The sequence below is a fragment of the Vibrio sp. 970 genome (assembly GCF_033339075.1).
Genome location: NZ_JAWOTW010000001.1, coordinates 303,952 through 329,731 on the forward strand (window position 1 = coordinate 303,952; position 25,780 = coordinate 329,731).

General features: G+C 43.8%; 24 protein-coding genes. 16 read left to right on the forward strand and 8 right to left on the reverse strand.

What is annotated here, in order from left to right:
* Positions 1-1,323 (forward strand): ATP-binding protein, encoded by a 1,323-nt coding sequence (locus tag R7Q11_RS01430; RefSeq protein ID WP_025767939.1) that lies wholly within the window; start codon positions 1-3, stop codon positions 1,321-1,323.
* Here R7Q11_RS01430 and R7Q11_RS01435 read toward each other — a convergent pair.
* Positions 1,304-1,960: a pyridoxamine 5'-phosphate oxidase family protein gene (locus R7Q11_RS01435; RefSeq protein ID WP_025767938.1), complete on the reverse strand. Its 657-nt coding sequence runs from the start codon at positions 1,958-1,960 to the stop codon at positions 1,304-1,306. The genes R7Q11_RS01430 and R7Q11_RS01435 overlap by 20 nt on opposite strands.
* A 100-nt stretch (positions 1,961-2,060) precedes the next feature.
* On the opposite strand from R7Q11_RS01435, the gene R7Q11_RS01440 reads away from it, so the two are divergent.
* Positions 2,061-3,506 (forward strand): PLP-dependent aminotransferase family protein, encoded by a 1,446-nt coding sequence (locus R7Q11_RS01440; RefSeq protein WP_017635167.1) that lies wholly within the window; start codon positions 2,061-2,063, stop codon positions 3,504-3,506.
* On the opposite strand, the gene yjeH is transcribed toward R7Q11_RS01440, so the two are convergent.
* On the reverse strand, positions 3,507-4,769 hold the full coding sequence (gene yjeH / locus R7Q11_RS01445) for an L-methionine/branched-chain amino acid transporter (protein ID WP_017635168.1): 1,263 nt from the start codon (positions 4,767-4,769) through the stop codon (positions 3,507-3,509).
* A gap of 327 nt (positions 4,770-5,096) precedes the next feature.
* Here yjeH and R7Q11_RS01450 point away from each other — a divergent pair, with 327 nt between their 5' ends.
* From R7Q11_RS01450 to R7Q11_RS01465, 4 genes are all read left to right on the forward strand, one after another.
* Positions 5,097-5,552, forward strand: a complete 456-nt coding sequence (locus tag R7Q11_RS01450; RefSeq protein WP_005373615.1) for an Lrp/AsnC family transcriptional regulator — start codon at positions 5,097-5,099, stop codon at positions 5,550-5,552.
* Positions 5,553-5,592: 40 nt separating this feature from the next.
* On the forward strand, positions 5,593-6,507 hold the full coding sequence (locus tag R7Q11_RS01455) for a LysR family transcriptional regulator (RefSeq protein ID WP_017819875.1): 915 nt from the start codon (positions 5,593-5,595) through the stop codon (positions 6,505-6,507).
* A gap of 109 nt (positions 6,508-6,616) precedes the next feature.
* Entirely contained in the window at positions 6,617-7,231 is a 615-nt protein-coding gene (locus R7Q11_RS01460) for a LysE family translocator (RefSeq protein WP_005373611.1), read from the forward strand.
* A 329-nt stretch (positions 7,232-7,560) separates the two neighbouring features.
* Positions 7,561-7,890, forward strand: a complete 330-nt coding sequence (locus R7Q11_RS01465; protein ID WP_005373609.1) for a hypothetical protein — start codon at positions 7,561-7,563, stop codon at positions 7,888-7,890.
* 125 nt (positions 7,891-8,015) lie between these two features.
* Here R7Q11_RS01465 and R7Q11_RS01470 read toward each other — a convergent pair whose 3' ends face one another.
* Entirely contained in the window at positions 8,016-8,237 is a 222-nt protein-coding gene (locus R7Q11_RS01470) for a hypothetical protein (RefSeq protein WP_005373607.1), read from the reverse strand.
* 240 nt (positions 8,238-8,477) lie between these two features.
* Positions 8,478-9,911 carry a glyceraldehyde-3-phosphate dehydrogenase gene (locus R7Q11_RS01475; RefSeq protein WP_025767937.1) on the reverse strand — a complete coding sequence of 478 codons (1,434 nt, stop codon included), beginning with the start codon at positions 9,909-9,911 and terminating at the stop codon, positions 8,478-8,480.
* Positions 9,912-10,526: 615 nt separating this feature from the next.
* On the opposite strand from R7Q11_RS01475, the gene R7Q11_RS01480 reads away from it, so the two are divergent.
* The gene (locus tag R7Q11_RS01480; RefSeq protein ID WP_064369364.1) at positions 10,527-13,163 is read left to right on the forward strand and encodes an ATP-binding protein; all 2,637 of its coding nucleotides are present in this window, start codon (positions 10,527-10,529) and stop codon (positions 13,161-13,163) included.
* Between the two features lie 68 nt (positions 13,164-13,231).
* On the opposite strand, the gene R7Q11_RS01485 is transcribed toward R7Q11_RS01480, so the two are convergent.
* Entirely contained in the window at positions 13,232-14,575 is a 1,344-nt protein-coding gene (locus R7Q11_RS01485) for an MATE family efflux transporter (protein ID WP_025767935.1), read from the reverse strand.
* A gap of 121 nt (positions 14,576-14,696) precedes the next feature.
* Complete coding sequence (locus R7Q11_RS01490) at positions 14,697-15,011, reverse strand: DUF496 family protein (protein ID WP_005373603.1); 315 nt, start codon at positions 15,009-15,011, stop codon at positions 14,697-14,699.
* A gap of 220 nt (positions 15,012-15,231) precedes the next feature.
* Between R7Q11_RS01490 and R7Q11_RS01495 the strand changes: the two genes are divergently transcribed.
* The 8 genes from R7Q11_RS01495 (at position 15,232) to R7Q11_RS01530 (ending at position 23,485) form a co-directional block, all read left to right on the forward strand.
* Positions 15,232-15,456, forward strand: coding sequence for a hypothetical protein (locus R7Q11_RS01495; RefSeq protein ID WP_005385630.1), 225 nt, complete (start codon positions 15,232-15,234; stop codon positions 15,454-15,456).
* A gap of 165 nt (positions 15,457-15,621) precedes the next feature.
* Complete coding sequence (locus R7Q11_RS01500) at positions 15,622-16,272, forward strand: YceH family protein (RefSeq protein ID WP_053349266.1); 651 nt, start codon at positions 15,622-15,624, stop codon at positions 16,270-16,272.
* The gene (locus R7Q11_RS01505; RefSeq protein WP_053304534.1) at positions 16,269-16,586 is read left to right on the forward strand and encodes a GIY-YIG nuclease family protein; all 318 of its coding nucleotides are present in this window, start codon (positions 16,269-16,271) and stop codon (positions 16,584-16,586) included. Before R7Q11_RS01500 ends, R7Q11_RS01505 begins: the two co-directional genes overlap by 4 nt.
* A gap of 330 nt (positions 16,587-16,916) precedes the next feature.
* The gene (locus R7Q11_RS01510) at positions 16,917-18,014 is read left to right on the forward strand and encodes an autoinducer 2-binding periplasmic protein LuxP (protein ID WP_005385634.1); all 1,098 of its coding nucleotides are present in this window, start codon (positions 16,917-16,919) and stop codon (positions 18,012-18,014) included.
* A complete protein-coding gene (luxQ, locus tag R7Q11_RS01515) occupies positions 18,014-20,590 on the forward strand; it encodes a quorum-sensing autoinducer 2 sensor kinase/phosphatase LuxQ (RefSeq protein WP_017635176.1) in 2,577 nt (858 codons plus the stop codon). The genes R7Q11_RS01510 and luxQ overlap by 1 nt, the downstream gene beginning before the upstream one ends.
* Positions 20,591-20,885: 295 nt before the next feature.
* Complete coding sequence (gene slyA, locus R7Q11_RS01520; protein ID WP_017635177.1) at positions 20,886-21,341, forward strand: transcriptional regulator SlyA; 456 nt, start codon at positions 20,886-20,888, stop codon at positions 21,339-21,341.
* Positions 21,342-21,376: 35 nt separating this feature from the next.
* Positions 21,377-22,435, forward strand: a complete 1,059-nt coding sequence (locus R7Q11_RS01525) for an HlyD family secretion protein (RefSeq protein WP_005373588.1) — start codon at positions 21,377-21,379, stop codon at positions 22,433-22,435.
* 12 nt (positions 22,436-22,447) lie between these two features.
* On the forward strand, positions 22,448-23,485 hold the full coding sequence (locus R7Q11_RS01530; protein WP_065275183.1) for a DUF2955 domain-containing protein: 1,038 nt from the start codon (positions 22,448-22,450) through the stop codon (positions 23,483-23,485).
* 2 nt (positions 23,486-23,487) lie between these two features.
* Here the strand turns inward: R7Q11_RS01530 and R7Q11_RS01535 are convergent, their stop codons facing one another.
* On the reverse strand, positions 23,488-24,150 hold the full coding sequence (locus R7Q11_RS01535; protein ID WP_005373585.1) for a flagellar brake protein: 663 nt from the start codon (positions 24,148-24,150) through the stop codon (positions 23,488-23,490).
* Positions 24,151-24,245: 95 nt separating this feature from the next.
* Positions 24,246-25,172, reverse strand: a complete 927-nt coding sequence (locus tag R7Q11_RS01540; protein ID WP_225466125.1) for a DMT family transporter — start codon at positions 25,170-25,172, stop codon at positions 24,246-24,248.
* A 148-nt stretch (positions 25,173-25,320) separates the two neighbouring features.
* Between R7Q11_RS01540 and R7Q11_RS01545 the strand changes: the two genes are divergently transcribed.
* Positions 25,321-25,776 (forward strand): Lrp/AsnC family transcriptional regulator, encoded by a 456-nt coding sequence (locus R7Q11_RS01545; protein ID WP_005373581.1) that lies wholly within the window; start codon positions 25,321-25,323, stop codon positions 25,774-25,776.
* The last annotated feature ends 4 nt before the right edge of the window (positions 25,777-25,780 follow it).

The window sequence follows — 25,780 nt, forward strand, 5'->3', positions numbered from 1 at the left end:
ATGTTTTCCCTGTTTACTCGTCTATATGTGGGGTTAGTAACTGGCCTTGCGCTGACTGTTGCTTTGTTTCTCTTTATGGGGGAAGAGTACATGCGCAAAACAGAAGTCGGTGTTTTTTTGAGTGACGGTGCTTATTTTGTCGATCAATACATTGAGCAACGAGGCACTCCGGATTCTCTCTACAAGAAGTTAACCGAAAACGGCAAGCAAGATTTCTTTATCTTTGATTTAACATTGGTTGAAAACTGGGACGGATCACCGCCTTGTCGAGATTGTAATCTGCTGTACCGTATGCAAGGGATACCTGTTTATCTTATTGATGGCAGTACCTATGCTGCGGTATTCCCTTTGCCTAACACTTCGAAGAGTTTAGTTTTCAAAGAAAAAACGGATTTCTTTAGCCCACACGTTGATTGGAATGAAGATTCTGAGATTGTATTTATACTTACTCTGCTTTTGGTTGTTGTATGCAGTTTAGGCATTATGGTTTACATACCTGTACGACGTCTTGACCGCCAAATTCGGCAACTAACGGCTGCGCAACAACAATTTGGTTCTGGTGAGTTGAATACGCGAGTCGATCTAAAGCAATTTTCGCAACCCGTGAAAGAGCTCGCCCAAGGCTTCAACTGCATGTCTGAAGAGATTGAGAGACGAGTACGTCAAACACACATCTTTACTCAAGCTATTCCTCATGAAGTGCGCACACCGCTGAGTCGTATTCAGCTAGCGACGGATTTAGCTAGGCGCACGAGTGGTGAAATGCAGGCAGAGTTACATGACGATATTGAACGATACGTTGATGTCGTGACGGATTTAACGTCCGACATTGTCATGCTGTCTCGCTTGAGTGTGAAAAACCATTCTTTGAGCGATTCTGTTGAAACCATGGAACTGCCTCTTTGGTGTAAAAGCCGCATGAATTACCTAGGCTTAGAGTCCGCCATGTTGAGAGCAGAAAATGAACTCGCGAACCAATTGATTCACTTTCAGCCTACTTTGGGTAACCTCGTCCTCGATAATTTATTGCAAAACGCCAAGCGTTACGGTGAATCCTGCGTTGAGGTGACGATTCGAATGGTAGCGGATTGCTGGAGCATCGATATTGAGGACGATGGTCCGGGCATACCTGAAGCGATGCGAGAAGAAGTATTTATGCCATTTTCACGTTTAGATAAAAGCCGCAACGCCGACGTGAAAGGCTTTGGTTTAGGGCTTGCTATCGCTACCAGTGCAGCGCGGCAACTGGGTTGGGAGCTTTCCGTCGGCGAGAGTCACTTAGGCGGCGCACGTTTTACGGTGCTTATTCCTGCCAACGATTAGAGTAGGCACTGCGGTAGTCTGGTTCAGCGATACCTTCATACAAATCTCCACAAGCTTGCAGCGGACCTACGACGGTTCGGTAGGGTAGGACACCTGCCCAAACAGGAATGTCCATGTCTTCTGCGTCGTCGTTGACGCCAAAATTGCTGATTTTCACTGATGCCTCCGTGAGCGGGATACGCAGTAGCATGGTGGCTTTGAGTTCTTTTTCATTACTCAAACGGACTTGTTCTGTTCTCCCCGGAGCGATCTGTTCAATAAAGTGATTCAGCAACCTGTCTTTCTCTTGGTTATCTTCCACCACCTCAAACTGGCCAAAGACCACAGCACTGCGATAATGCGCACTGTGGTGAAACGCACTTCGAGCCAATACCCAACCATCAAACAAAGTAAAGGTTAAGCACGTTTGCACTCCTTGTTTGAGTGAGCGTAACAGTCGACTGTTGTTGGCACCATGGATATACACGTAATCATCGACACGCCATGCCAGCATAGGGATGACCACAGGGCCTGACTCGTTGGTTATCGCAATATGAGCGATTAGGCTGTCATCTATGATGGCGTGCAGTTTGCTAACATCAGAGACGGCTTTATGTGCGCCTTTCTTAATTTCCGTTCTATTGGTGTTGGATAGCATTTTCTCTCCTTATTTGCTCACGATTACGAGCGATTGATCCTCATTCTTTGATTGCAATGTAGCGTTTAACTGGTAGCTTAAAGAGAGCCAGTTTTAACTAATGGATGGATCCAGTTTGTCTTTGATTGATATCGGTGACCTACATTTAAAAGACAGTGAAGGAACGCGTCAGCAAGCGTTGTTTTTGGCTATTCGCAAGAAAATTGTTCAAGGACTGTGGGTGAAGAATGGGAAGCTGCCTTCTACGCGGAAGCTTTCACAAGAGCTTAATCTAAGTAGGAATACCGTGATTTCTGCCTACGAACAGTTAGTGGCGGAAGGGTACTTGAACAGCCAAAAAGGTTCTGGCTTTTATGTTGCCGTAGAACTGCCAGAGCAGTACTTGCCTGAACCTAGTTCAGTTCAGAGAGACTCATCACCGAAAGCTCACTTTGATATCAACCGCGCATTTGCACCGGGTGTGCCGGATTTGGACGCATTTCCGATGGCGCAATGGCAAAAGTTACTCACTCGCCATATGTCTCGTACTTGCTTGTTGGGGAATCAAGATATTCAGGGTAGTTGGGCATTGCGCTGTGCTTTAGCTGACTACCTCGCATCAAGCCGTTCAGTGAATTGTTCTCCAGAGCGCATTATTATTACCTCTGGGGCGCAGCAAGCGTTGTCGATTGCGACGATGGTAGTGCTCAAACAAGGTGATAAGGTTCTGATGGAGCAACCAGGTTACGCGCAAATGCGGAAGTTGATTCAGTTCCAAAACTATCAATTTGAGCCTTTGTTCGTAACAGAGAAATTAGGTTTTGATGTGGAAGCGGTGACCTCAAGCGATGCCGATGCGCTGTATATTACACCAAGTAATCAATATCCGATGGGTACCACACTCAATACCGAGCAAAGAGGAAAGATCATCAACTGGGCGGTCGAACAATCAAGTTGGATCATCGAGGATGATTATGACAGCGAATTTCAGTTTGCTCATCGTCCCTATACCAGCTTACAGGGGCTAGCAGCTCAAATGGGTCGAGATGATCGCGTGTTGTATGTGGGTTCCTTCAGTAAAGTGATGTTTAACGGATTGCGGCTTGGCTACCTTGTAGTTCCTGAACGTTTAGTAGAGCAATGCTTAGTGGTTAAGGATGCGTTAAGTGGTGATTCGCCGACGCATACACAAGAAGCATTGGCAGACTTTATTACTGAAGGTGGGTTATTACGTCATATTCGAAAAATGCGTCGACTGTACAAAACTAAGCATGAACAGATGCATGTATCCATTCAACAGCATTTTGGCGACCGTGTTTGCGTCGTTAGCCAAGCGGCGGGGCTTCATGTTACGTTGAAATGGCAAGACGGTATGGATGAGCAGCGTTTTATAAAACTAGCAGAGCATGAAGGGATCATCTTGCGACCTTTGAGCTATTATGAACACCCAGATTTTCAAGCACGTCACTGGCATGGTGCCGTGCTTGGTTACGGCAATATCGCGTTAGAGAACATAGACGCTGGTATCCAACGTTTAGCTCACATATTTCGAAATGGGAAGCGATGACTATTCAACTACACGTGTTTGTCGCTTATGTCGCCACTGTTTCCAAGGCAGTAAAAGTAGAGTAAAAATGCCAAGTGCATAAAACATTGACCAGCCTAAACATATAAAAACACCGGTACAAAGCAGTAGGGACAGTCCCGCAAGTGTTTTACCAAATCCTCGAAGCAATTTAAAAGCGGCTAACATCGCCAACATGTAAACCAGAACGAATACACTGTTTGCGAGTTTTAGGAAAAACTCCAGATCGAGCTGTGATAGGGTTCCTATCACACAAGATATCAATAATATACCGCCAACTAATATGGTGGCTGAGAAAGGGACACCACGACGCGAAATCTTGGCTAGTGGACTAGAAGGACGATGTTCACGAGCTTGAGCCCAGACCATTCGCGCTAGGCTCTGTGTGTATAAGTTAACGCTCGCGAAACAAGCGGAGAAACCTATCAAGCTGATTATCCATTTGGCTCCATCGCCTAGTAGTTGGGCACTAAGCCAGGGGATGGATGCGTTATCAAATTGAGCGTTACCATACGCGCCAAATTTTAAAATAACGACAGAGCATGCCCAATAGGTAGCCCCTGCTACAAAACAACCGACCACAATGGCAATAGGGAAATCTCTTTGAGGGTTTTTGAACTCTTCCCCCATATGGGCAAAAGCCTCTATGCCAACAAAACACCAGAACATCACGCCTAACGCTGCGGTAATAGGCCAAATTGACTCTTGTGTGATGGCGGGCATCACAAGATCGGCGCTGTTAACGTCGCCTTTCCATAAAAATGCGCCAACAAGTGCGAAGACACTCAAAGCAATAAGAGTTTGTAAATGACCTGATGATTTTGTGCCCATCAAGTTGACGAACACAAGAAGTACTACCGTGAGAACTTGTGCAAACAGATTGTTGCTAATAGGCTCTGGCAATATTTGTTGTAGAAAGCCTGCGGCGAGTGCAATCGCGGCCGGAACCCCTACCGGAATGACACTAACAAATAGCCAAGCGACACTACTTTCCAGCTTGGCGTTAAAGGCTTTGCGTACAAAAAAGGCTGTTCCGCCCGCGTTGGGGTATCGTTTACCCAGTTGAGCAAAAGTCAGCGCAATAGGACAAATCGCGATGAACAATAAAATCCAAGCCCATAGTGAAAAATGGCCAGCTATACCTGCTGCGATAGCCGGGATCATAAACAGCCCCGTTCCCATTAATGTGGTGGATAACTGTGCGATACCTGATGTGAGTGAAATGTCTTTTTTGAGCTCTTCCATGCGAATTGATTCATCCAATGTTATGAGGGTTATTGCGAAAAAGCTTGTGGCTTCTGGTTATTTCGTTTTATGTGTTTAAGCGATGCTATTTATGTGCTGAGTACTTAAGGTGGGAATTTGATTTCAATGTGTTATCTATTTTCTGTTGAAATGGATAACAGCACTCATCTCATGCCCGCCAAATAGCATATCCAAAATGTTAATAACAAAATGATTTACTAAACCGTCAATATGACGGTTGTTTTAAATAATTCCAACAAAATGTTGGTTTCTTATGCAGTTAGAATCGGTATAGAATGAGAAAAATAAGGAAAGCTTGGTAACGGTATGGACAAGTTTGATCATAAGATTGTGGATCTGCTCAGGCACAACGCTCGGCTGTCGGTGACTGAAATTGCGGATAAAGTAAACCTTTCTCGTTCTGCGGTAACGGCCCGTATTCGTAAGCTAGAGCATGACAAAGTGATTCTAGGGTATCACGCTGAAATTGCGCCTTCGGGTGGGGATTCGATTTGCGCCTATTTTGCCTTAAAGTTCGATAAATCAACCTCTACGTATTATTGCGAATCATACGCGGACGAGTTATACAAAATTGATGGCGTAAAATGGTGTCATGCGATCAGCGGTGAGACGGACATGATGGTTTTTGTCGAAGTGCCTACGATGGCTCGCTTGAACGAAATCAGAGATCAAATTCAACGATATCCAGAGCTTCGAAACCTGATGACTCATACCGTCTTAGCTGAATTCTTTAACACGACTGGGAACCTGTTTGTGAAGTGACCATGAATGGATGCTATGTTGAAAACCCTTCTGAGCGAATATGTTAAACAACATTAATTTGAATCTACTTAGATCCTTGCATGTACTTTTAGAGGAGTGTCATGTCAGCCGGACCGCAGACCGTTTGCACATTACGCAGTCTGCCGTCAGTCGACAGCTTGCACAATTGCGCGATCTGTGTGGTGACCCACTGCTTATTCGTCAAGGTAATCAACTGATACCAACGCCACGAGCAATAGCGTTAAAATCAAAGCTTGATGCATTACTGGCTGAGTTTGACCATTTACTCGATGACCAACCTTTTGAGCCGCGGCAGTGGCAAGGTGAGCTTGTTATTGCTTCTAGTGACTACGTGGCGCAATACGTATTGCCCGATATTGCCTCTCACTTGGGTGAACAAGCGCCACAGCTAGATATGGCGTACCGACTGTGGCAACCCAACTTTCTTGATAAACTTCATGAGACGGGCATCCATATCGCGTCTTCTATGTATCCAGAAAAACCACAGAGTGTGTCGAGCGTTAAAATTGGTGAGGATTCATCAGTTTGTTTGATGAAATCTTCTCATCCGTTAGCAAAGCAGGACCAGATCAGTATTGAAGACTTGATTTCATATTCACACATCAAAGTGACTGGCGGCGGAGACAAAGATTCCTACACTGATTTAGCATTGAAAGAGCTAGGGCACACCCGCCACGTTACCTTTAAGGTTCCATTCTTCTCTGCTGCGATCAATCGCTTAGTTGCAAGTGAGCACCTGATGGTAGCTCCTGAACATATTGCCGTTAACCTCGCTAAACATTGGGACTTAACCCATAAAGCATTACCACTCGAAACACCTATTCATCAATATTGGTTAATGTGGCACCCCAAATACGACACGGATCCTGCGCATAAATGGGTGCGAGAAGAGATTCGCTCAGTAATGCAAATCTCTGAATATTCCATTCGCTAATACGTACACCGTTTAGTTATGACTTGAAGTCATGATTAGTATGAATAACTTTGATTTCTAATTATACCTCTTCCGTTGATAGAGTGAGCTTCAAAGAGGGGAGATTCTTATGACACTAACAGTTTGGTTATCACTTTTTACCGTGTGTTTATTAGGGGCTATGTCACCAGGTCCCAGCTTAGCTATTGTCGCTAAGCACTCGTTGGCTGGTGGACGTATCAATGGATTAGCTACGGCTTGGGCTCATGCGTTTGGCATTGGTATATATGCGTTTATTACCTTGATTGGGCTCGCTGTTGTTTTGCAGCAAAGCCCGATGCTGTTCAAGACGATTAGCCTTGTGGGTGCGGCATATCTTGCGTATTTAGGGTTTAATGCTTTGCGTTCAAAAGGTGGTGTGGCTGCGAAGTTGGAGTCAGGTGAGGAAACAACGGTAATCCAGTCTGCGCGAGAAGGCTTTTTTATCTCGATTTTAAGTCCCAAAATTGCTTTGTTTTTTATCGCATTATTCAGTCAGTTTGTCGCGCTCGGTAATGATTTGAGTAATCAGATGATCATTGTTGCCACGCCGTTTGTTGTGGATGGGCTTTGGTACACCTTTATTACCCTAGTGCTATCGAGCTCTAAAGTCGTTGACAGAATTCGCTCTAAGGCAGTGTTGATTGATCGTTTGTCAGGGGTAGTACTCATGCTGCTGGCTCTTAGAGTGGTCGTAACGGTATAGACAAGCTCGCAAGACAGAAATACTAAAAGCAGCCCGTGTGGCTGCTTTTTTGTCTACTCTCAGTAACCCTTACACAATTTACGTAATTCTGACGCTAAACGTTGCTAAAATTAATATTATCAATAGTGTTACTTTGGTTCATATTCTCATTTGCTGTGAAAGCTACTTTCCAACGCATTGTTATAATGAGAACGATAGCCACTTAACGTTAATACTAACAGTGTCGCATATTAAGTCGAGAGTGCTTTATTGGATAAAAACGGACTTTCCTCTTACTTACCCTATGAAAGGGGTAGAGACTTCATGACCGTTTAGAAGGTGAGAGCAATATGCAAAGAATAGTAGATTTAGCTCCAGTAGTAATTTTGACCAGTGTTTGCAGCGTTGCTTGGATATTCTTTTCAACAAAGAGCATTTGGGTGTTTTTTGAACTGTTTGTATTTACGATGCTTGGCTTTGGCCTTTTGTACGGGTTACTACAAAAGGCTGATCCTAAACACTTTGACTTTGTTTTAAATCACATCGATGAAATTAAGAAGGAAGGCAAAGATGCTTGCCTAAGCGGCGCTCCGAAAGAATCCAACCCATACTCTGGTGTCGATGGTGATTTATGGGAGGCTGGTTACACAGCCTCCTACAACAAAAAGATAAAGCAATAAACCGCTAGGTGCTTATTCAACATTGTGCATTTCAAAAAAGCACCCTGCCATTTTAAGGACAGGGTGAAAGCAAGAAGTTTCTCAGGAGCGGTCGGGGGAGAGAAACTCATCTAAATCTTATTTACTTACCGGCGAACCTCTTCAAATTCACCTTCAATCGCATCTGCTTTACCTGTATTAAACTCATACTCTTCGTGCATTTCTCTCTGCATTTTCTTGACGCGCTTTTCAATACGCTTGCCGGTAATTAATGCTGCGATGGTCAACGGAATCGCAATGATCAAGCTAAATACTAACGTAAAAAAGCCGGTAATCAGTGCTAGTGCAGTTACAATAATCCGATTCATAATCATGACCTCTCTGTAATTTATGTGCTCAGATTAATGCTGTGAACATGAACAAAACATGAATGCTGACGTTCACTTTGTCCGGAGAGTGTCAAATGAATGAAACGAAAAAACGCCTGAGGGTGATCAGGCGTATAAACGGGGAAAAATATTAGTAATGCGCATGGCGCTTATTATTTAGAACAAATATGAGATATTGTCCGCTACGCTATGTGGTTAACGTTGTGGAGCAAAGTTCACCTATCGAGGGAATGTTTGGTAACGAACACCCATCATTTGTTCCATACAGTGCACAACTTGGCAGCTGTAACCGAATTCGTTGTCGTACCAGATGTAAAGTACACAACGCTTGTCTTGTGCGATAGTCGCTTGACCATCTACGACGCCTGCATGGCGAGAGCCAACTAAGTCAGTTGATACAATTTCTGTTGAATCGGTGTAGTCAATCTGTGCCGAAAGCTCAGAGTTCAACGCCATTTCACGCAAGTAATCGTTCAGTGAATCACGGTCTACGTCTTCACCTAAGTTTAGATTAGCGACTGCCATAGAAACGTTTGGTGTCGGTACGCGTATCGCGTTGCCTGTTAGCTTGCCTGCAAGCTCTGGCAATGCTTTAGCAACTGCTTTTGCCGCACCTGTTGAAGTCAGAACCATGTTTAGTGAAGCACTACGTCCGCGACGGTCACCAGAGTGGAAGTTGTCGATCAAATTTTGGTCGTTTGTGTATGAGTGCACGGTTTCAATATGGCCAGAAAGAACACCATATTTATCGTTCAGAGCCTTAAGGACTGGCGTGATTGCATTTGTTGTACAGCTTGCCGCAGAGATGATGGTGTCATCTTCTTTAATTACCGACTCATTTACACCGAAGACAACGTTTTTGATGTCACCTTTACCTGGTGCTGTTAGCAGTACTTTCTCTGCGCCTTTACACGCTAAGTGTTGGCTCAGGCCTTCAGAATCACGCCAAACACCTGTGTTATCAACAACTAGCGCGTTATTGATACCGAAAGCTGAATAGTCTACTTCGCTTGGGTTATTTGCGTAGATGATTTGGATGTAGTTGCCGTTAACGATCAGTGCTTTACGCTCTTCATCGATAACAATGCTACCGTTGAACTGACCGTGAACTGAGTCACGACGCAGCAAGCTAGCACGCTTCTCCAAATCGCCTTTTTTACCGCCACGAACCACAATCGCACGTAGTCTTAGTGGGTAACCTGGACCACTTTTCTCAATGAGAAGGCGAGTAAGTAGTCGACCAATGCGACCGAACCCGTAAAGAACCACATCACGCGCTTTCAATGAAGAATCTGCGTCGCGAGCGCCATCAAGTGCAGTGATAAGGAAATCGTTTAGAGAGCTTGTATCGTCATGTTCATTCCAGTACATAGTTGCCAATTGGCCAACATCGACACGGCATGAAGAAATGCTCATTTCACAAAGCGCTTGAATAATAGGCATCGTGTGCTCAAGCGAAAGTGGGTTACCGGTATAACGTCTTGCAACGCGATGAGTTTTGAGAATGTCTATAGTAGTAGCATTAATAAGCGTTTTACCAAACAGAACCACTTCGATTCCTTTTTGACGATATAGCTTACCAATTAGAGGGGAAATAGATTCAGCAATCGTTTGGCTAGTTTGCCAGTCTTGGAGATATTTCTCTGGACTCATTGTTGTATTAGACCTTTCACGTTTTGGGGGCTAACCATACTCTCTGCTGTTGCCTCTTCGGCAGCGTGCAAGAGTGTGGTGGGTTATGTAATCGGGTTGTAATAGTTATGTGTGCGGATTCTAAGGTCGGAGTCCTTATTCTGCTAGGAAAATTAAATCCAGTGTAAAACACTACTTAAGGGGACGTTAGTGGTGGATTAATGTGACTAAAGCAGTGGTTTTCACGTATTGACATTTAGAAAGTAACTTACTTTTTTTGCGATGATAACGTTTGCTTTCAAATTAGTTTTGTTGACAAAAATGGATATTTTGCATTTTTTTGTGATTTAACTCGATAAGGCAACTCAATAGGTAAACATACAATAGATGATTTCCTGAAAAGTGAGGCGACTCTTAGTTGTGAGTGAAACTTTATTGTTTGCATCCAACTTTAAGATCAAAAAATATGACTTGAATCACAATTGCCACTTCATTAGCCGATGATAAAACACTCACAATAACCATAATCTAGGTAGGTGAATGTTGTTTGAAAGTAACAATGCCGTATATGCCTTTCAATGCAGGAAACTAGTCTAATATTAAATAAACGGATGAAATCAACCATTAGGCTGATGGATGTTGAGATTATCAATAAAAACACGCTTAGCACTCCTCGCACTATTACCCGCTGTGGTAATAGTGGTGTTTGCAGTTCAGCAGTTTTCTGATAATGCGTTGCGCGTGAGCCGTCTCAATCAAACGGTTAGCAATATTCAAGGTTTCCAATTGATATCCAAGGCCTCCCACTTTATTTACTCCATAGAGAAAGTACGCCGACAGCCTGATCTTCAAGTCTCTGCAGCCATTAATATTGAAGAACAAGGTGAAGTTATTTCTTCTTTGCATCAAAAGTTTGTGAGTAACCCTAATACTGCTGAGTATGCTGATGACCTGAAAGAAGCCATGCTGGGGGTATTGTCAGGTAGATTGAGTGAGATGGACGACCTGGGTGATTGGGCATTTCAACAGCTCCAAAATATGTCGCGCTCTTTGTTGCAAAATCATCAATGGTATGGCAGTGACGACGGCATTCGCATGCAAAATTTTATTGCCTACCTTGCTCAGCTCTCTTTTTGGACACAGAAAGAAGCTTGGCTGACGAACCGTTTAGTCCAAGACCCTAAGAGTCGGCTAAGTCAAAGTATGTTTTATCAGGCGATTGACCGACAGCAGCAAAATTTGGATGCGTTTTTAAACTTAGGTGGGTCATACGAGCAAGTGGATAAATTGCTTGGCTTGTTTACTTCGCCGAGATATCAGAGAAACTTGGCGTCTCGCGGACAATTAATGTCAGGAGACATGTCACAAAGTGACTACGCCGCGTATTTAAAAGAACTCGATTTTCGTGTGCAGCGCTTACAAGTGCTCATTGATGGGTTCACCAAACAAACTGAGCAGTCGCTTCTCACGCAGGTTCATGAACAAAAGGCCAATATAGCGATGATCAGTTTTGGCGTCGCCTTAGTGGTTATCCTGCTTTGTTGGCTCGGATTTAGTACTTGGTTCCGAGTTAACAGCAAACTCGATGCGATCATTCATACTTTAAACGCGTTGATCAACTCCGAAGAGAAGCAAACAAAAGTCAAAGTTGATGGAAGTGATGAACTGACCATTTTTGCTCAGCAAGTGAATCGAGTGGTTGAAGAAATGCAGAGACAAACTGAAGAAATACTGCATGCAAAAGAGTCAGCAGTATCGGCTAATCGTGCAAAATCTGTGTTTCTTGCCAACATGTCACATGAAATACGCACGCCCCTTAACGGGATCATGGGCATGACAGAAATACTCTCTCAAAGTGAGTTGTCTTCGCATCAACAAGAAGTTGTTGATGACATTGACTCCTCATCTCAAACACTGCTTACTTTACTTAACGATATATTGGATCTCTCTAAAATCGAGTCTGGACGATTGGAGCTGTCACTAATAGAAGCGGATATCCGAGAAGTCGTGTATCAGTCGATGATTTTATTCCAATCCAAAGCAACATCTAAACAGCTAAAGTTAGGTATTAATTTAGCTGAAAATATCCCCATTCGCGTGATGGTCGATGATCATCGTGTCAAACAGGTAGTTACGAATCTGGTATCGAATGCGGTTAAGTTTACCGAAAGTGGGCATGTATGCGTTGATGTTAGTTATGAAGAGTTACTTGAGAAAGAACGTGGAGTGCTGACGTTTAAAGTAGAAGATACCGGAATAGGCATTGATCAAGATAAGTTAACCACGATTTTTGAACCCTTTACTCAGGAAGATGAAGGAGTGTCGAGGCAATTTGGCGGTACAGGGTTGGGTTTGGCAATTTGTTGTCAGCTTGTGTCGATGATGGGGGGCAAGCTCGTAGCAACATCTACAAAAGGAGTGGGCACATGCTTTGAATTCTCGATTGAGGTTGAAGCAATTCCGGTGTTTGGCTGGCGTTCGGAGGTGATTAATAAAGGGCTTTTGATCTGCTCAAATTACGACTACGCCGACCAAATATTAAAAGAGTGTCGCTTAGCGAAAATCAATCTCTTTGGCGTTAATAATGTGAATGAAGTGCAAGCGATAAATGATGACTTTGATGTCATATTTCTGTGCCACAGTAATGACGCTAATACCGATGAAGTCTTGGATAATCTATCATTTAATTACGATCTTCGCCGTGTGATTATTTGCCAGCATCATTTATCCACTCCCTACGAAAATGCAGAAAAAGTACATGCCGTACTCACATTACCTTTCCTTGGCAATCGATTTAAGCATGTCATTGATGATTTAGCTAAGGTTGAAAAGACTATATCAAGTGACAATGTCACCAATAATGTTGTCAGCTCTGAATATCGAGCGTCGCGCTCTCATCGGAGGATCTTAATTGCGGAGGATAATTTGATGAACCAGAAAATAGCGAGTTTTTTTCTGGATAAAGCAGGTTATGACTATTTGATAACAAGCAACGGCCAAGAAGCGTTAGAAGCCATCACAAAGGGAGAAGAATTCGATGCAATTTTAATGGACTGCATGATGCCCGTGATGGATGGACTGACCGCGACGAAAGAAATTCGTCGTTGGGAAAAGAAAGCAGGACGTGAAAAAACGATGATTATCGCACTCACTGCGAGTGTTTTGGAAGAAGACATCCACAACTGTTTTGCGGCAGGCATGGATGCTTATTTACCTAAGCCGTATAAATCGAACCAGTTATTTGAGCTCTTTAGTGAATTAAAACTCGCCTAGCTAACATTTCAACTTAGACAAGGCGTCAAAACGATAAAGCCCCACTTCAGGGGCTTAGTTCTGATTATTCATTGTTGTGCGTTGGCTTGAGCGCCTGCGAGTTTGCGTATGGTTTGGCGATAGGTTAGGTATGCGGAAACACCAGCTAACAGGTTGCCGATACAAGCGCCTAAGAGTAAACCTCGGATTCCATCCATTTGAGCGCCAACCCACAAGCACGGTAGGAAAAAGACAAACAAGCGCAGCGCTGAAATGGTGAGCGCGGTGTAAGATTTGCCTAATGCATTACAAAGAGAAACCATTAGCATACAAACCCCTAATGAACCCAAACTGATCGGCACTATCAGTAAATGCATTTCCAAGACTTGCTCCACTTGCACATCACTTGTCATCAATAATGCGAGTGGGTTTGCGACGGCAAATGTAATGGCAGCAATCAAAAGTTGGAAACCTAGAATGAATTTTACGGCAATACTGACGAGCCTTTGGATATCTTCATAGTTCTTTGCCCCAAGTAAGCGTCCAACCATTGGAGGCATAGACATTGTCAGCGCCAAGACCGAAACGATAGCAAAGAACTCATAGCGTGAACCAAGCGCCCAAGCGGCGACTGCTGCGGTTCCAAAGCTTGCCAATAATTTTGTTGCTAGCATGGAAGACAACGGTGGCAGCAGTTGGCTAATCATCGCAGGGCCCATAATGTTACCGATAGATGCAACACTTTTGGCTACGTTAAGATCTTGCCATTGTGTCGTTGCCCAGTGATTCTTTTTCACGCGAGGAGCGACGACTAAAATACCAAACCCAAAAGCGACGATGGTTGCTATTGCCGCTCCGTTAATACCCAAGTCAAACGTGAAAATAAATAGCGGATCGAGCACAAGGTTCACGCCGCTGGTTATCATCATCATTGTGCCAGGTAACATTGTATTGCCATTAGCTCGGCAGATACTGTAGTAAAAATACAAAACTGCACCAGTCCATGAGCTTAATAACCACCAAGGCCAGTAACTGTCGATTATCGGCATAACAGATTCTGGAGCGCTTAATAGAGCTAAAATGGGGTAGCGCAAAAGCCAAATTAGCCCGCCAAAAATAGCGACACCAATTGAGCCGATCATCAATACCAATCCGCCAAGTTGTTTGGCATACCGACTTTCATTCGCCCCAAGAGCTTTAGAAATGACCGCTGTCGTTGCGATCCCTAGACCGACTTGAATACCGATAATGACCATTTGCAAAGGCAGAGTGAAACCTTGAGCGGCTAACGGTAAAACGCCGAGCTGACCGATAAACGCACTATCCACAAGCTGAAAGCTCATTAAAGACAGAACGCCAAATAGCATTGGCCAGGTCATCGTAAATAATTGTTTTGCAAGCGTTGGTTGTGTACTTGTCGTAGTTGAAGACATAGAAAGCTGAATGCGTTAGGAATAAGAGTTAGATTGATTGTACACGGCGGTTAGTTTAGAGACAAAAATAAACCCCGAGGAAGATATTCTTGCTCGGGGTTCGAAAATCTAGCTTACGCGTTTATTTTTTGCCGCTAGTTTGCTTGTCTTCTTCAGTCAGCTCACGAATGCGACGGCTGATGTCACGACGTGCTTTAGAGATCTCAGCGCTTTTAATGATGTGGTCATCAACACGATCTTCATAGTCTGCTTTCATATTTTTGATGATTGCGACGATTTCATCGTGAGTCATTTCTGGTTTGATGTAGTCTAGAAGGTTTTCTAGAAGATCAACACGTTTACGGTTATCACGAACTTTCTTCTCGTTATCAAGAAGCTCACGTTTTAGTTTGTTTTTACGACGAGCTTGGTTAACGATTTCAAATACGCTACTCATAGTTCTCTTTCCTAATTTTATGAATATCTTCCTCGATTAAAGCACAACATCCAGTGGCATAACAGTCTTTAGATCAATAGCAATGCAGAGTTGAACATTTCTCAACCAATTGCGCTGTGTCCATATAATCGTGCTGCTTTCTTCGAGTTTTGGCCAACATCGTAGAATCCATCGATTCATTGTCATAACGTGGCCTTCACTATATTATCAACACCATTGAATGCAAAATGATGAACTTGATATGGACTCTGGTAACACTGCGGAGCAAGTAAATAGTCAAGATAATGAGCAAGTCACTCGCTCTGTGGCTGAAAAGTTAAAAACGGCGTATATCAACGCCCGTGAGCAACTCGAAATCATCGAAGTTGAGCTTAATCGTTCAAAAATAATGATGGTCGACCAAGATGGCAATTTGACGAGAGTGCCGATTCTCTCGGAGCATTGATACCTGACCCTATTCGTAAGGGGTGTCAGGTCTTACGCTATGCTTTAGCCTGACACCAACACCTGAACCGCTAACGCTTCTTGCACTGCTGTGTGAATTTATGGAGTATGATTTCGAAGCGATTTAGGTACAAAGTCAAATGCAAAAATAATAAGGAAATGCATTATGAAAGTTGAGCTAACGGCAATTGAAGCACGAGTTATTGGTTGCTTGATCGAAAAAGAAGTCACTACCCCAGATCTTTACCCCCTCAGCCTAAACGCATTAACCAACGCGTGTAATCAAAAAAGCAACCGTGATCCCGTGATGTCACTCTCTGAGTCAGACGTTCTCGATGCCGTTGATGCTCTTATTGAGCGCAGGCTCGTCAGTGACGAAAGTGCGTTCAACAGCCGCGTCAGCAAGTATCAACACCGTTTCTGTAATACGGAATTTGGTGATTTAAAGCTGACAGAGCAGGAGAAAGGCATTGTATGCTGTATGCTTTTGCGCGGTGCTCAAACACCTGGGGAAATTCGTACTCGTACTAATCGTCTCGCGACATTTCATGATGTAAAAGAAGTGGAAACGGTCCTTGAGCATTTAGCAAGCGAAGAGAAAGGACCATTAGTGGTCAAATTACCACGTGAGGCTGGTAAGCGGGAGTCGCGTTATATGCATTTGTTCTGTGGTGATGTTGATGCGTCCGAACTTGCAGCGCCTGTGTCTGCTGCAAGATCGAGCTCCGATCGAGTAAGTCAGCTAGAGCTCGAAGTCGCTCAGCTGAAAGAAGAGCTGGATGAATTAAAAGCTAAGGTTGAGTCACTGCTTTCATGATGGAAAATACAACGCAGCGTTGGAGTGTCTACCTGATACGAAATAACCGCAACGCGTTGTATTGTGGTGTTACCAATGATGTTGAACGAAGATTCAATCAGCACCAAACCGGAAAAGGAGCGAAAGCTTTGAAGGGAAAAGGCCCTTTGGTATTGGAATGGTCATCGGATTTTGAGTCAAAGACGCTTGCCATGCGAGCAGAGTACTATATTAAGCAACTAACTAAAGCGAAAAAAGAGCTGCTCGTTATGTCAAAAGCAAATATTGTCGTCGACGAACATCAACAAATGATGTTAGAGATAGTGGCACTCTGATAAGCCCTTGCTACGCAAAGATACACGGAAACCGCCTATGTCACATTGGCGGTTTCTTTTTGTTTTTGGAGTACCATGTAGGAATAAACTGACGCATAATGGGCTGGTGTTCTGTTTAAAGGGCCTGAATATGAAAAGCGCGAAATGTCTCTACGTCATCGAGACAAAGGAAGCGACTCAATGTACTTTATTTGCATCCACTCAGACCAAGAACCAATTTACTATTGAAACAGGCACTAAGAGGAAGGTAGATTACAAGAGTATAGGATGACTCGGCTAGGTAATGAATAGAGCTGAATTAGGCTCATAAAAAAGCTAAAAGAGCAGTAGATGAAAAAAGCGTTAGTATTCTCCCTGATTTCAATGGCCGCTTTTGCGCCGAATGTGCAGGCCACCCAAGTTCTTAATGGGTATTGGGCATATCAAGAGTTTTTAGACCAGTTTCCACAACAGAAGCAGCTAACTAGTGCGTTGGCTGAAGTGGTAAGAGAAACCCCTGTACCCGTAGCAAAAGACAAGAAGCGTCCACTGAAAATTTCTGTTGTTTATCCAGGGCAGCAGATCTCTGATTATTGGATTCGAAACATCGATGCGTTTGAAAAACGCCTAGATAAGCTTGATATCGACTATCAACTAAATCAGGTGTTTACTCGTCCTAATGCAGATATAAAGCAGCAAAGTTTGTCTTTAATGGAGGCGCTGAAAAGCAACTCCGATTACTTGATCTTTACTCTAGATACCACAAGACATCGTAAGTTTGTTGAGCATGTCTTAGATTCAAAGAAAACCAAGTTAATTTTACAAAATATCACCACACCTGTTAGGGATTGGGAACATCATCAGCCGTTTCTTTATGTTGGTTTCGACCACGCAGAAGGAAGTCGTGAATTGGCCGTTGAGTTTGGCAAGCGTTTCCCTAAACATAGCCACTATAGTGTTCTCTACTTCTCAGAGGGCTACATTAGTGACATCAGAGGCAACACTTTTATCAACCAAGTGAACCGCGATAATCAATTTGAACTACAATCTGCTTACTACACCAAAGCAACAAAGCAATCTGGGTATGAAGCTGCAAAAGCCAGTTTGGAGAAGTATCCGGACGTTGACTTCATTTACGCGTGTTCTACCGATGTAGCATTAGGTGCTGTTGACGCTCTTAAAGAGTTAGGTCGTGATGATGTCATGATCAATGGTTGGGGCGGCGGTTCAGCAGAGTTAGAGGCGCTTTCTAAAGGGGAGTTAGACGTTACCGTTATGCGTATGAACGATGATACAGGTATTGCAATGGCTGAGGCCATTAAGTGGGATTTAGAAGGAAAGCCAGTTCCCACCGTTTACTCTGGTGATTTTGAAGTCGTTACCAAATCGGACTCTCCAGAAAGAATTGAAGCATTAAGAAAACGTGCATTTAGATACTCAGATAATTGATGACAACTACATCAAAAACAAGAAAGCGTCGCTCACTGTCGACGCTTATTACCAAAATAATTATTCTCGTACTTGCTCCGATCATTCTAGGCATCTTTGTTCAGAGTTATTACTTCTCGAAGCAGATTATTTGGCAGGAAGTCGACCGAACCAAGCAGCAGACCTCTGCCCTGATCCTGAACATTTTTGATAGCCATTTTGCAGCGATTCAGATTCATCACAACAGCAATTCGAAAAGTGATGTTGTATTGGATTTTTATACAGAACGTGATGAAGAGGCACTCAATTACTTTTTCATGAGTATTGACCAGAGTGATCCTTCCCATACACCGGAGTTTCGTTTCCTAACCGATCATCAAGGTATTATTTGGGACGATGGCAACGCGCATTTCTATGGCATCAACAACCTGATACTTAGCCGACTTGCCAGTCAAGTGACCTTTAGCAACAACTGGTATTATCTACCCTCACAGACCCCGATGGGAACTCGCCATCTGTTACTTCGTCGCGTACCCGTTTTACAACCTAAAACCGGTGAAGTGATGGGGTACTCTTACAATGTTGTTGTTTTAGATAATAACTTTGGGTTGATGGAAAGGCTAAAAAATGAAGGCAACGTCGACAATGTTGTGTTGGTCGCTAACAACACACCATTGGCAAGCTCATTAGTAGGAGATGAGGCTTATCAAATATTTGACGTACTCAAACGACGAGAGTCCCAGCACAAGCTTGACCAATTATTGATCATCAAAACCCCTATTGAGGTAAATGCCGCCGAGACTGACTTGTGCTTGCTTACTGTGCAAGACAATCAGAGCGTGGTGACATTGCAAATCCAACACCTGCTAGCAATGCTAGCCTCAGTTATCGGTATGGTCATGATTGCGCTAATGACTAAAGAATGGATCGAGAATCGAGTAGTTGAAGAGTTAGGATCCCTGATGGCATATACCCGCTCGGCTCGTGAAGAAAAAGGATTTGAGCGTTTTGAGGGGTCAGATATTGAGGAATTCGATCATATTGGTTCGACACTAGAAAACACTTTTGAAGAGCTTGAAGCACAAAAGCGGTCTTTCCGCGACCTGTTTAACTTTGCGTTATCACCTATTATGGTGTGGTCTGAATCGGGTGTGCTTGTCCAAATCAATCCGGCAGCACGCAAAGAGTTAGTCATGGAAAACGATGTTGAAACCATGCACCCAGTGTTCAAAGGTTTCAAAGAAAAGTTGATGCCACACCTTCGCATGGCGGCTCAGGGAGCTACGTTGACAGGCGTTAATGTGCCAATTGGAGACAAAGTATATCGCTGGAACTTATCGCCGATTCGAGTTGATGGAGATATTAGCGGTATTATTGTTCAAGGTCAGGATATAACCACGCTTATTGAGGCGGAAAAACAGAGTAACTTGGCGCGCAAAGAAGCAGAAAAATCTGCTCAAGCCCGTGCCGACTTTCTGGCTAAAATGAGCCATGAGATCCGAACGCCAATCAATGGAATTTTAGGGGTTGCTCAATTGCTAAAAGACTCTGTGGAAACAGAAGAGCAGAATAACCAAATTGACGTACTTCGACATAGTGGTGAGCACTTACTTGCTGTTTTGAATGATATTTTGGACTTTTCGAAGATTGAGCAGGGTAAGTTTAATATCCAAAAGCACCCGTTTTCTTTCACTGATACAATTCGAACGTTAGAAAACATTTATCGTCCTATTTGTGAAAGTAAAGGCGTCAACCTTGTCATTGAAAACAAAATAGATCCCAATGTTGAAATCTTTACTGACCAAGTTCGTCTGAACCAAATTTTATTCAACCTAGTCAGTAATTCTGTGAAGTTTACGCCCTCGGGTAGCGTGCGCTTGCATGCGGAACTGGAGCAGTTCTATGGCGCTGACAATAGCGTGCTGGTCGTGGAAATTACGGATACAGGTATCGGCATCGAGTCTGACAAACTCGACCAAATGTTCGAACCTTTTGTTCAAGAAGAAGCAACAACGACTCGAGAATACGGTGGTAGTGGCTTAGGGCTGACCATTGTGAAGAGCCTTGTCGACATGCTGGAAGGTGATGTTCAAGTCCGCAGTCAGAAAGGTTTAGGAACGACTTTTGTCATTACAATGCCAGTGAAAGATCGTGAGCGAGTACTCACCCCTCTTGATTCGAGTTTGCGAGTTAAGCCAGGTGAACTATTTGCAGAGAGTCTCAAAGTGTTGTTGGTAGAGGATAACCATACTAACGCATTCATTCTAAAAGCGTTTTGTAACAAGTACAAAATGCAGGTTGATTGGGCGAAAGATGGGTTAGAAGCAATGGAATTCTTAAAAGATCATACTTACGATTTGATACTGATGGACAACCAACTTCCGCATCTTGGTGGAATTGAAACGACCAAAGAGATCCGACAAAAGCTGAAACTAGGCACGCCAATTTATGCGTGTACTGCTGACACCGCGAAAGAAACCAGTGACGCCTTTATGGAATCGGGTGCGAACTACGTGCTTCTCAAGCCGATTAAAGAAAATGCGCTCCATGAAGCATTTGTGGATTTTAAACAGCGGTTCTTAGTTGAGCGAACATAAGGAATTGGCTCACTACGGGATAATCCAATTATTCATTATCTGAAAAGCACAACACCATGACTGTGGGTTGTGCTTTTTTGTATCTGACCCTTTTACTCTTATACAAATCAGACTTTATTGGTCTCGACGTTTGTTGTGTACATCGCTGCATTTCAAATTCAAACATCGTGTTGTGTTACTTAGATTTCTGCCCCTTCACTGACGCACCCAACGTGATTTCAATCACAAAAAGATATTTACTTAGCGTGCTAACTATTTTATATTACTTAGCACGCTAAGTAATTGAGTAGATCTTATGATTCAAGACATCAACAGTTTGCGAGACCTTTCTCTGGCTGAGAAATTATCTCGTGTTGCTCGTTTGTGGAAAATGGTTGCAGATCGCGAGTTAGAGCCTTTAAACCTAACGTATCCGCGTTGGACTGCGTTATGGAAGCTTTATCGAATGGGTGACAACATCAGTCAGAAGCATTTGGCTGAAGCGCTTGAGATCGAGTTAGCGTCGTTGATGCGAACATTAAAATTATTAGAAGAGCAATCTCTGATCGTTCGCCATTGCTGTGAACACGATAAGCGAGCACGTATTGTTAGCCTCACAGAAGAGGGGAAAACCCTACTAAAGCAAATGGAGGCTCGGATTCTTCAAGTTCGAAGCAAGCTCCTAACGGACATCAACGACCAGGAACTTCAGCAGCTTTCATTGATTCTTGATCAGATTGCTCACAATGCGCTTGATTCACTTAGCGAATAAGTCAGAAAACCGAATAAAAAGAGAAGTAAACGCCTATGACTCCAGATCAAAAATTCGCACGTTGGATCAAATATTCTTGCGTCGCGTTTGTCCTTGTCTTTGCCTATTTTCTAGTTGCAGATCTCGCCATGCCGTTGACGCCTCAGGCAATGGCAACGCGTGTGGTAACTAAAGTGGCCCCCCGTGTGAGTGGGCAGATTACGCATCTTTATGTTGCCAACAACCAAGAAATAAGCCAAGGCGATCTACTATTTCAGATTGATCCCCAGCCTTATCAGCTCGCCGTAGAAAAGGCTCAACTTAACCTTGAGCGTGTGATTCAAAACAACGAACAACTTGATGCTTCTATTGCTGCGGCAAAAGCAGACGTTGAAGCGAGCAAAATCGTGGCGGAACAAAAAGTTCGCGAAGCAAAACGTCTTAATACTCTGTTTCACCGTAATGGTACTTCGCAACAGCAGCGCGATGACGCACAGAGCAGTGCAACGGCAGCTAAAGCGAACTTACTGGCCGCACGTGCTCGTTTAAAAGAGTTGGAAGTAAACCGCGGTGATTTAGGCGCGACGAATGTGAATATCCGCGTAGCGCAAAACCAGCTAAAACAAGCGGAACTTAATCTGTCTTACACTCAAGTCTCGGCGGAACATGATGGCGTTGTCGCTAACTTGCAGCTGGAGACGGGGGCCTATGCGGCAGCTGGTACACCTCTTGTCGCTTTAGTCTCCGATGACGTGGATATCATTGCCGACTTTCGTGAAAAGAGTTTACGACACTTTAATCAGAACAGCCGTGCGTTAGTGGCTTTTGATAGCTTGCCTGGTGATGTATTTGAAGCTCGTATTACGAGTGTGGATGCCGGGGTCAGCTCGGGTCAATTCGATGCGGATGGTCGCTTAGCAACACCAACTGACTCAAACCGTTGGGTGAGAGACGCGCAGCGCTTACGTTTACATTTAGCTATCGATGAGCCTCAGCAGCGTGCATTTCCAGCAGGGGCTCGAGCAACCGTGCAGTTGCTGCCAGAAAACGCATTATCTGGCTGGTTAGCGAGATGCCAGATCCAATTCTTGAGTCTTCTTCATTATATTTATTAACGAGGAGGCGATATGAAGTTATGGGACCACCCCATGTCGGAAAACGACTTCCGTCAGTGTTTGCGCATTGCAACTGGTGCGACTATTGGTTTCACTTTATGTAAAGTATTTGGTTGGAACTATGGCGTATTCTTTACTGTAACCCCGATGTTGTTACTTGGAATGGTGCCAGTCATGAGTCTACATGCCGCACGACAACTGATTTTTTCAGCGGTTGTGTGTGGATTAGAAGTTGGTGTGCTTGGTGGGTTATTTGGTGGGCACCCAGGCATGATGACAATCATTGCATTCGGGTTGTTCCTATATAAATTCGCCTGTATGTCAAAAGGGAGCTTGTTCTTATTTGGAGCGAACAGCGTACTTAGCTTAAGCATCATGCTGCATTTTGCTAGTTATCCAACCACGGACTTAAATGACCTAATATTTAGCAACCTGCAAGCGAATGTTATTTCAGTGATCGTTGCTTATGTGGTGACATTTTTGATTCCCGATGCGGAACCTCGTCAGCCACCAGCGAAACCGTCGCAGCCTAAACAGAGTCATCGAATGCGTCATGAAGCCCTTATGGGGGCGAGTATCGCTACAATGTCTTTCCTTGTATTCCAGCTATTTGACCTGAGTGACTCTATGTCTGCTCAGGCGACAACCTTACTTTTATTGTTTCCTATGCATTGGAACGGTGCTTTAGGGTATGCGCGAAAAAGAGCAATGGGGACCTTGATGGGGGTGACCTTTGGTGTTGTCGGACAACTTGTATTATACGATTGGTCGGATACCTTATTGTTTATCGTCCCATTGCTTTGGATTGGTGCGATGATGTTCAGTTATATGCACGTGAAAGAGTCTAGCGGTTCGGGAGCCGGATTTGGCGGTTTAACCACATTAGGCATTTTGTTCGGCCAATATCTTACTCCGGATGGTGACTTAATGTTCAGTGCGCTGTATCGCGTGAGCAGTATTTTGTTTGCTATTGTTGCGACGCTGCTTGTGACCTATACGGTTCACAGAATACTCAACAGCTTTGAGGCGACGCGCTTTAGCGAGCAGTAAGTTCAGACGTTACTGGTTAGAAAGGATTGCTCCAGTAACTCTGTTTTTAGTTCGTGAGTCATCTCAATGGAACTAGCAAACTTAATTCCAACTACCCATCCCTTCACCAATTTCTTAATGTTGGCAATGACACATCGATTTTCTTCTCCGATATAGTGGCTTAACGGGCATTCGATGGTAACACTCTCACCCACGTTGAATTCGGGCTCAATCAAGGTTGATATACCAACACCTGCTAGAGAGAAATCGATAAGGCTACCGTCGTAGACATTCCCTGCATGAATAACGTTACAGTCCATTTGCAACTTGTAACGCTCATGTTCCCGAACTGGTTTGGTTGCAAATGTTCCTGGAATGCGGATAAACAAAAGGGGGGATGGTCGAACGGTCGTCGTCAGCACGCTAGACTTAAACGCAATGACATGGCCTAACTCCGTATCTGATACACCACGCACGATGACATCGGCGTTGGGGAGTTTTCTCATCACTTGCTCTTCAAGCAAACGCATTGGTATATCAAGAATCAAATAAGCATTTTCTTTCATCCCCAGATAGGTGGTGGAATACGTATATTGATCCTTAGGCCCAAATTCGAAATTAGTAGAAAGCTTCATTCCCGGTTTGAGAAACCTATGCAGTTCATCTTTAGTATGAGTGGCTGGCATCACATTGGCGTTTTAATTTTTTAGTTAAGCTGAGGCTATCAAAACGCCATTTTGTTATTCAAGATAGTAAGGCATAAGTTTTTGTAAAATCATCGCTATCTGTGAAGTGATGGGCGATAAGTTTGGTTCATTCCATCTTTCATAAAGATTTGGCTTGCCACAATACTGCCGCATGTGACCAACATCAGCGCTAACCAAGTGAGAGAATCTGGTTGTTCACCAAAAATTGGAACGGCAAGAAGTGTCGCGACGACTGGAGTTAATGAACCAAAAGCAGCGCTGGCTTCGGCACCGATGATCCTAATTGCATAAATGAAAGTGAAAGAAGCGATTAAACCTGCGCCAACACCTTGTAGCATCGCGTGGCCAAATAACTCCTCCCATGGCCACTGGCTGAACGGTGTTACCACCAAATAACTGTCTACCCACCCGAAACCAACGGCGATGATGAGCAGAGCCAAAGACGCGATTGCAACGAATCCTGCACAGACGTGTGCATTAAGATTGGCGACACGAGCGCTGATGGTGAAAGCAGCCCACATGATGCTGCCAGTTAGAAACAGGATATGCCCTTGTAATTGAGACCAGTTGTACTCTGCGCCGCTATTAGAAAGAAGGAATACGAAAATCCCTAACAACACCGTAGAAAGCCCGATTAAGCGGTGAGCACTCAGCGACTGTTGATAACAAAGTACCGCGATAGCAGAAACAAACAATGGCAAAGTGCCAGGTACTAATGCACTGCCGTGCGCCACGGGAGCGAAATGCATAGCCGTTCCGACGACCAGAAGATAGGGAAGGCCGCTTCCAACCACAACACCAACCAGGTAGCGTTTAGGCACTACGCGCAGCGACTGTTTATGCTTAATCACAAATGGTAATAAAATTATACTTGGGATTAGAAAGCGAACTAACGCGATATCGGCTGGCTGCAAGGCAGAAATTGCGCCCCCTTTTAAAGAAATAAAGAAACCAGACCAAAGCAGTAAGGTCGTTAATATAGCTGCGTATCCCAAGATCATTATCGACATGTCCATTTGTAAATGATGTGTTAATTGTTGAATAAAACTCTTGCCAAAGGGAGGCAAAGTTTGACGTAATTAGGCTTGATGTTGGTGATAAATTGCGTATAAGTGTTAATTGTTGGTGATTAAAGGCACGGAAGAATAAATGGATAAAATTGACAGGCAACTTATCAACCTAATGCAGAAGGATGCCACTCTGACAACGGCAGAACTTGCTGACCAAGTAGGGCTATCGGCATCACCTTGTGCAAGACGCATTAAGCGTTTGGAGCAGGAAGGTGTAATAAGTGGTTATCGAGCTATTGTGTCCAGAGACACTGTAGGCATCGCGATGACTGTATTTGTTGAAGTGAGTTTAAATAACCACCAAGCTTCTTCGATTGATGAGTTTGAACATGCCGTTGTTGAGATGGATGAAGTGATCTCATGCCATGTCGTATCAGGGGCCTATGATTACCTGTTAGAGGTGGTCAGTAAAGATCTCGCTGGTTATGAAACATTTACTAGAAAGTTACAGCGATTAGAAAATGTGAAAGATATTCATACCCACCTGGCGATTAGACAAGTGAAAGGAAATGGCAGTTTGCCGATTTATGCATAAGAAA

Excerpts from the sequence above, each read along its gene's own strand:
- R7Q11_RS01430 (WP_025767939.1), top strand. The coding sequence starts at position 1 with ATGTTTTCCCTGTTTACTCGTCTATATGTGGGGTTAGTAACTGGCCTT.
- R7Q11_RS01435 (WP_025767938.1), bottom strand. The coding sequence starts at position 1,960 with ATGCTATCCAACACCAATAGAACGGAAATTAAGAAAGGCGCACATAAA.
- R7Q11_RS01440 (WP_017635167.1), top strand. The coding sequence starts at position 2,061 with ATGGATGGATCCAGTTTGTCTTTGATTGATATCGGTGACCTACATTTA.
- yjeH (WP_017635168.1), bottom strand. The coding sequence starts at position 4,769 with ATGGAAGAGCTCAAAAAAGACATTTCACTCACATCAGGTATCGCACAG.
- R7Q11_RS01450 (WP_005373615.1), top strand. The coding sequence starts at position 5,097 with ATGGACAAGTTTGATCATAAGATTGTGGATCTGCTCAGGCACAACGCT.
- R7Q11_RS01455 (WP_017819875.1), top strand. The coding sequence starts at position 5,593 with ATGTTAAACAACATTAATTTGAATCTACTTAGATCCTTGCATGTACTT.
- R7Q11_RS01460 (WP_005373611.1), top strand. The coding sequence starts at position 6,617 with ATGACACTAACAGTTTGGTTATCACTTTTTACCGTGTGTTTATTAGGG.
- R7Q11_RS01465 (WP_005373609.1), top strand. The coding sequence starts at position 7,561 with ATGCAAAGAATAGTAGATTTAGCTCCAGTAGTAATTTTGACCAGTGTT.
- R7Q11_RS01470 (WP_005373607.1), bottom strand. The coding sequence starts at position 8,237 with ATGAATCGGATTATTGTAACTGCACTAGCACTGATTACCGGCTTTTTT.
- R7Q11_RS01475 (WP_025767937.1), bottom strand. The coding sequence starts at position 9,911 with ATGAGTCCAGAGAAATATCTCCAAGACTGGCAAACTAGCCAAACGATT.
- R7Q11_RS01480 (WP_064369364.1), top strand. The coding sequence starts at position 10,527 with ATGTTGAGATTATCAATAAAAACACGCTTAGCACTCCTCGCACTATTA.
- R7Q11_RS01485 (WP_025767935.1), bottom strand. The coding sequence starts at position 14,575 with ATGTCTTCAACTACGACAAGTACACAACCAACGCTTGCAAAACAATTA.
- R7Q11_RS01490 (WP_005373603.1), bottom strand. The coding sequence starts at position 15,011 with ATGAGTAGCGTATTTGAAATCGTTAACCAAGCTCGTCGTAAAAACAAA.
- R7Q11_RS01495 (WP_005385630.1), top strand. The coding sequence starts at position 15,232 with ATGCAAAATGATGAACTTGATATGGACTCTGGTAACACTGCGGAGCAA.
- R7Q11_RS01500 (WP_053349266.1), top strand. The coding sequence starts at position 15,622 with ATGAAAGTTGAGCTAACGGCAATTGAAGCACGAGTTATTGGTTGCTTG.
- R7Q11_RS01505 (WP_053304534.1), top strand. The coding sequence starts at position 16,269 with ATGATGGAAAATACAACGCAGCGTTGGAGTGTCTACCTGATACGAAAT.
- R7Q11_RS01510 (WP_005385634.1), top strand. The coding sequence starts at position 16,917 with ATGAAAAAAGCGTTAGTATTCTCCCTGATTTCAATGGCCGCTTTTGCG.
- luxQ (WP_017635176.1), top strand. The coding sequence starts at position 18,014 with ATGACAACTACATCAAAAACAAGAAAGCGTCGCTCACTGTCGACGCTT.
- slyA (WP_017635177.1), top strand. The coding sequence starts at position 20,886 with ATGATTCAAGACATCAACAGTTTGCGAGACCTTTCTCTGGCTGAGAAA.
- R7Q11_RS01525 (WP_005373588.1), top strand. The coding sequence starts at position 21,377 with ATGACTCCAGATCAAAAATTCGCACGTTGGATCAAATATTCTTGCGTC.
- R7Q11_RS01530 (WP_065275183.1), top strand. The coding sequence starts at position 22,448 with ATGAAGTTATGGGACCACCCCATGTCGGAAAACGACTTCCGTCAGTGT.
- R7Q11_RS01535 (WP_005373585.1), bottom strand. The coding sequence starts at position 24,150 with ATGCCAGCCACTCATACTAAAGATGAACTGCATAGGTTTCTCAAACCG.
- R7Q11_RS01540 (WP_225466125.1), bottom strand. The coding sequence starts at position 25,172 with ATGATCTTGGGATACGCAGCTATATTAACGACCTTACTGCTTTGGTCT.
- R7Q11_RS01545 (WP_005373581.1), top strand. The coding sequence starts at position 25,321 with ATGGATAAAATTGACAGGCAACTTATCAACCTAATGCAGAAGGATGCC.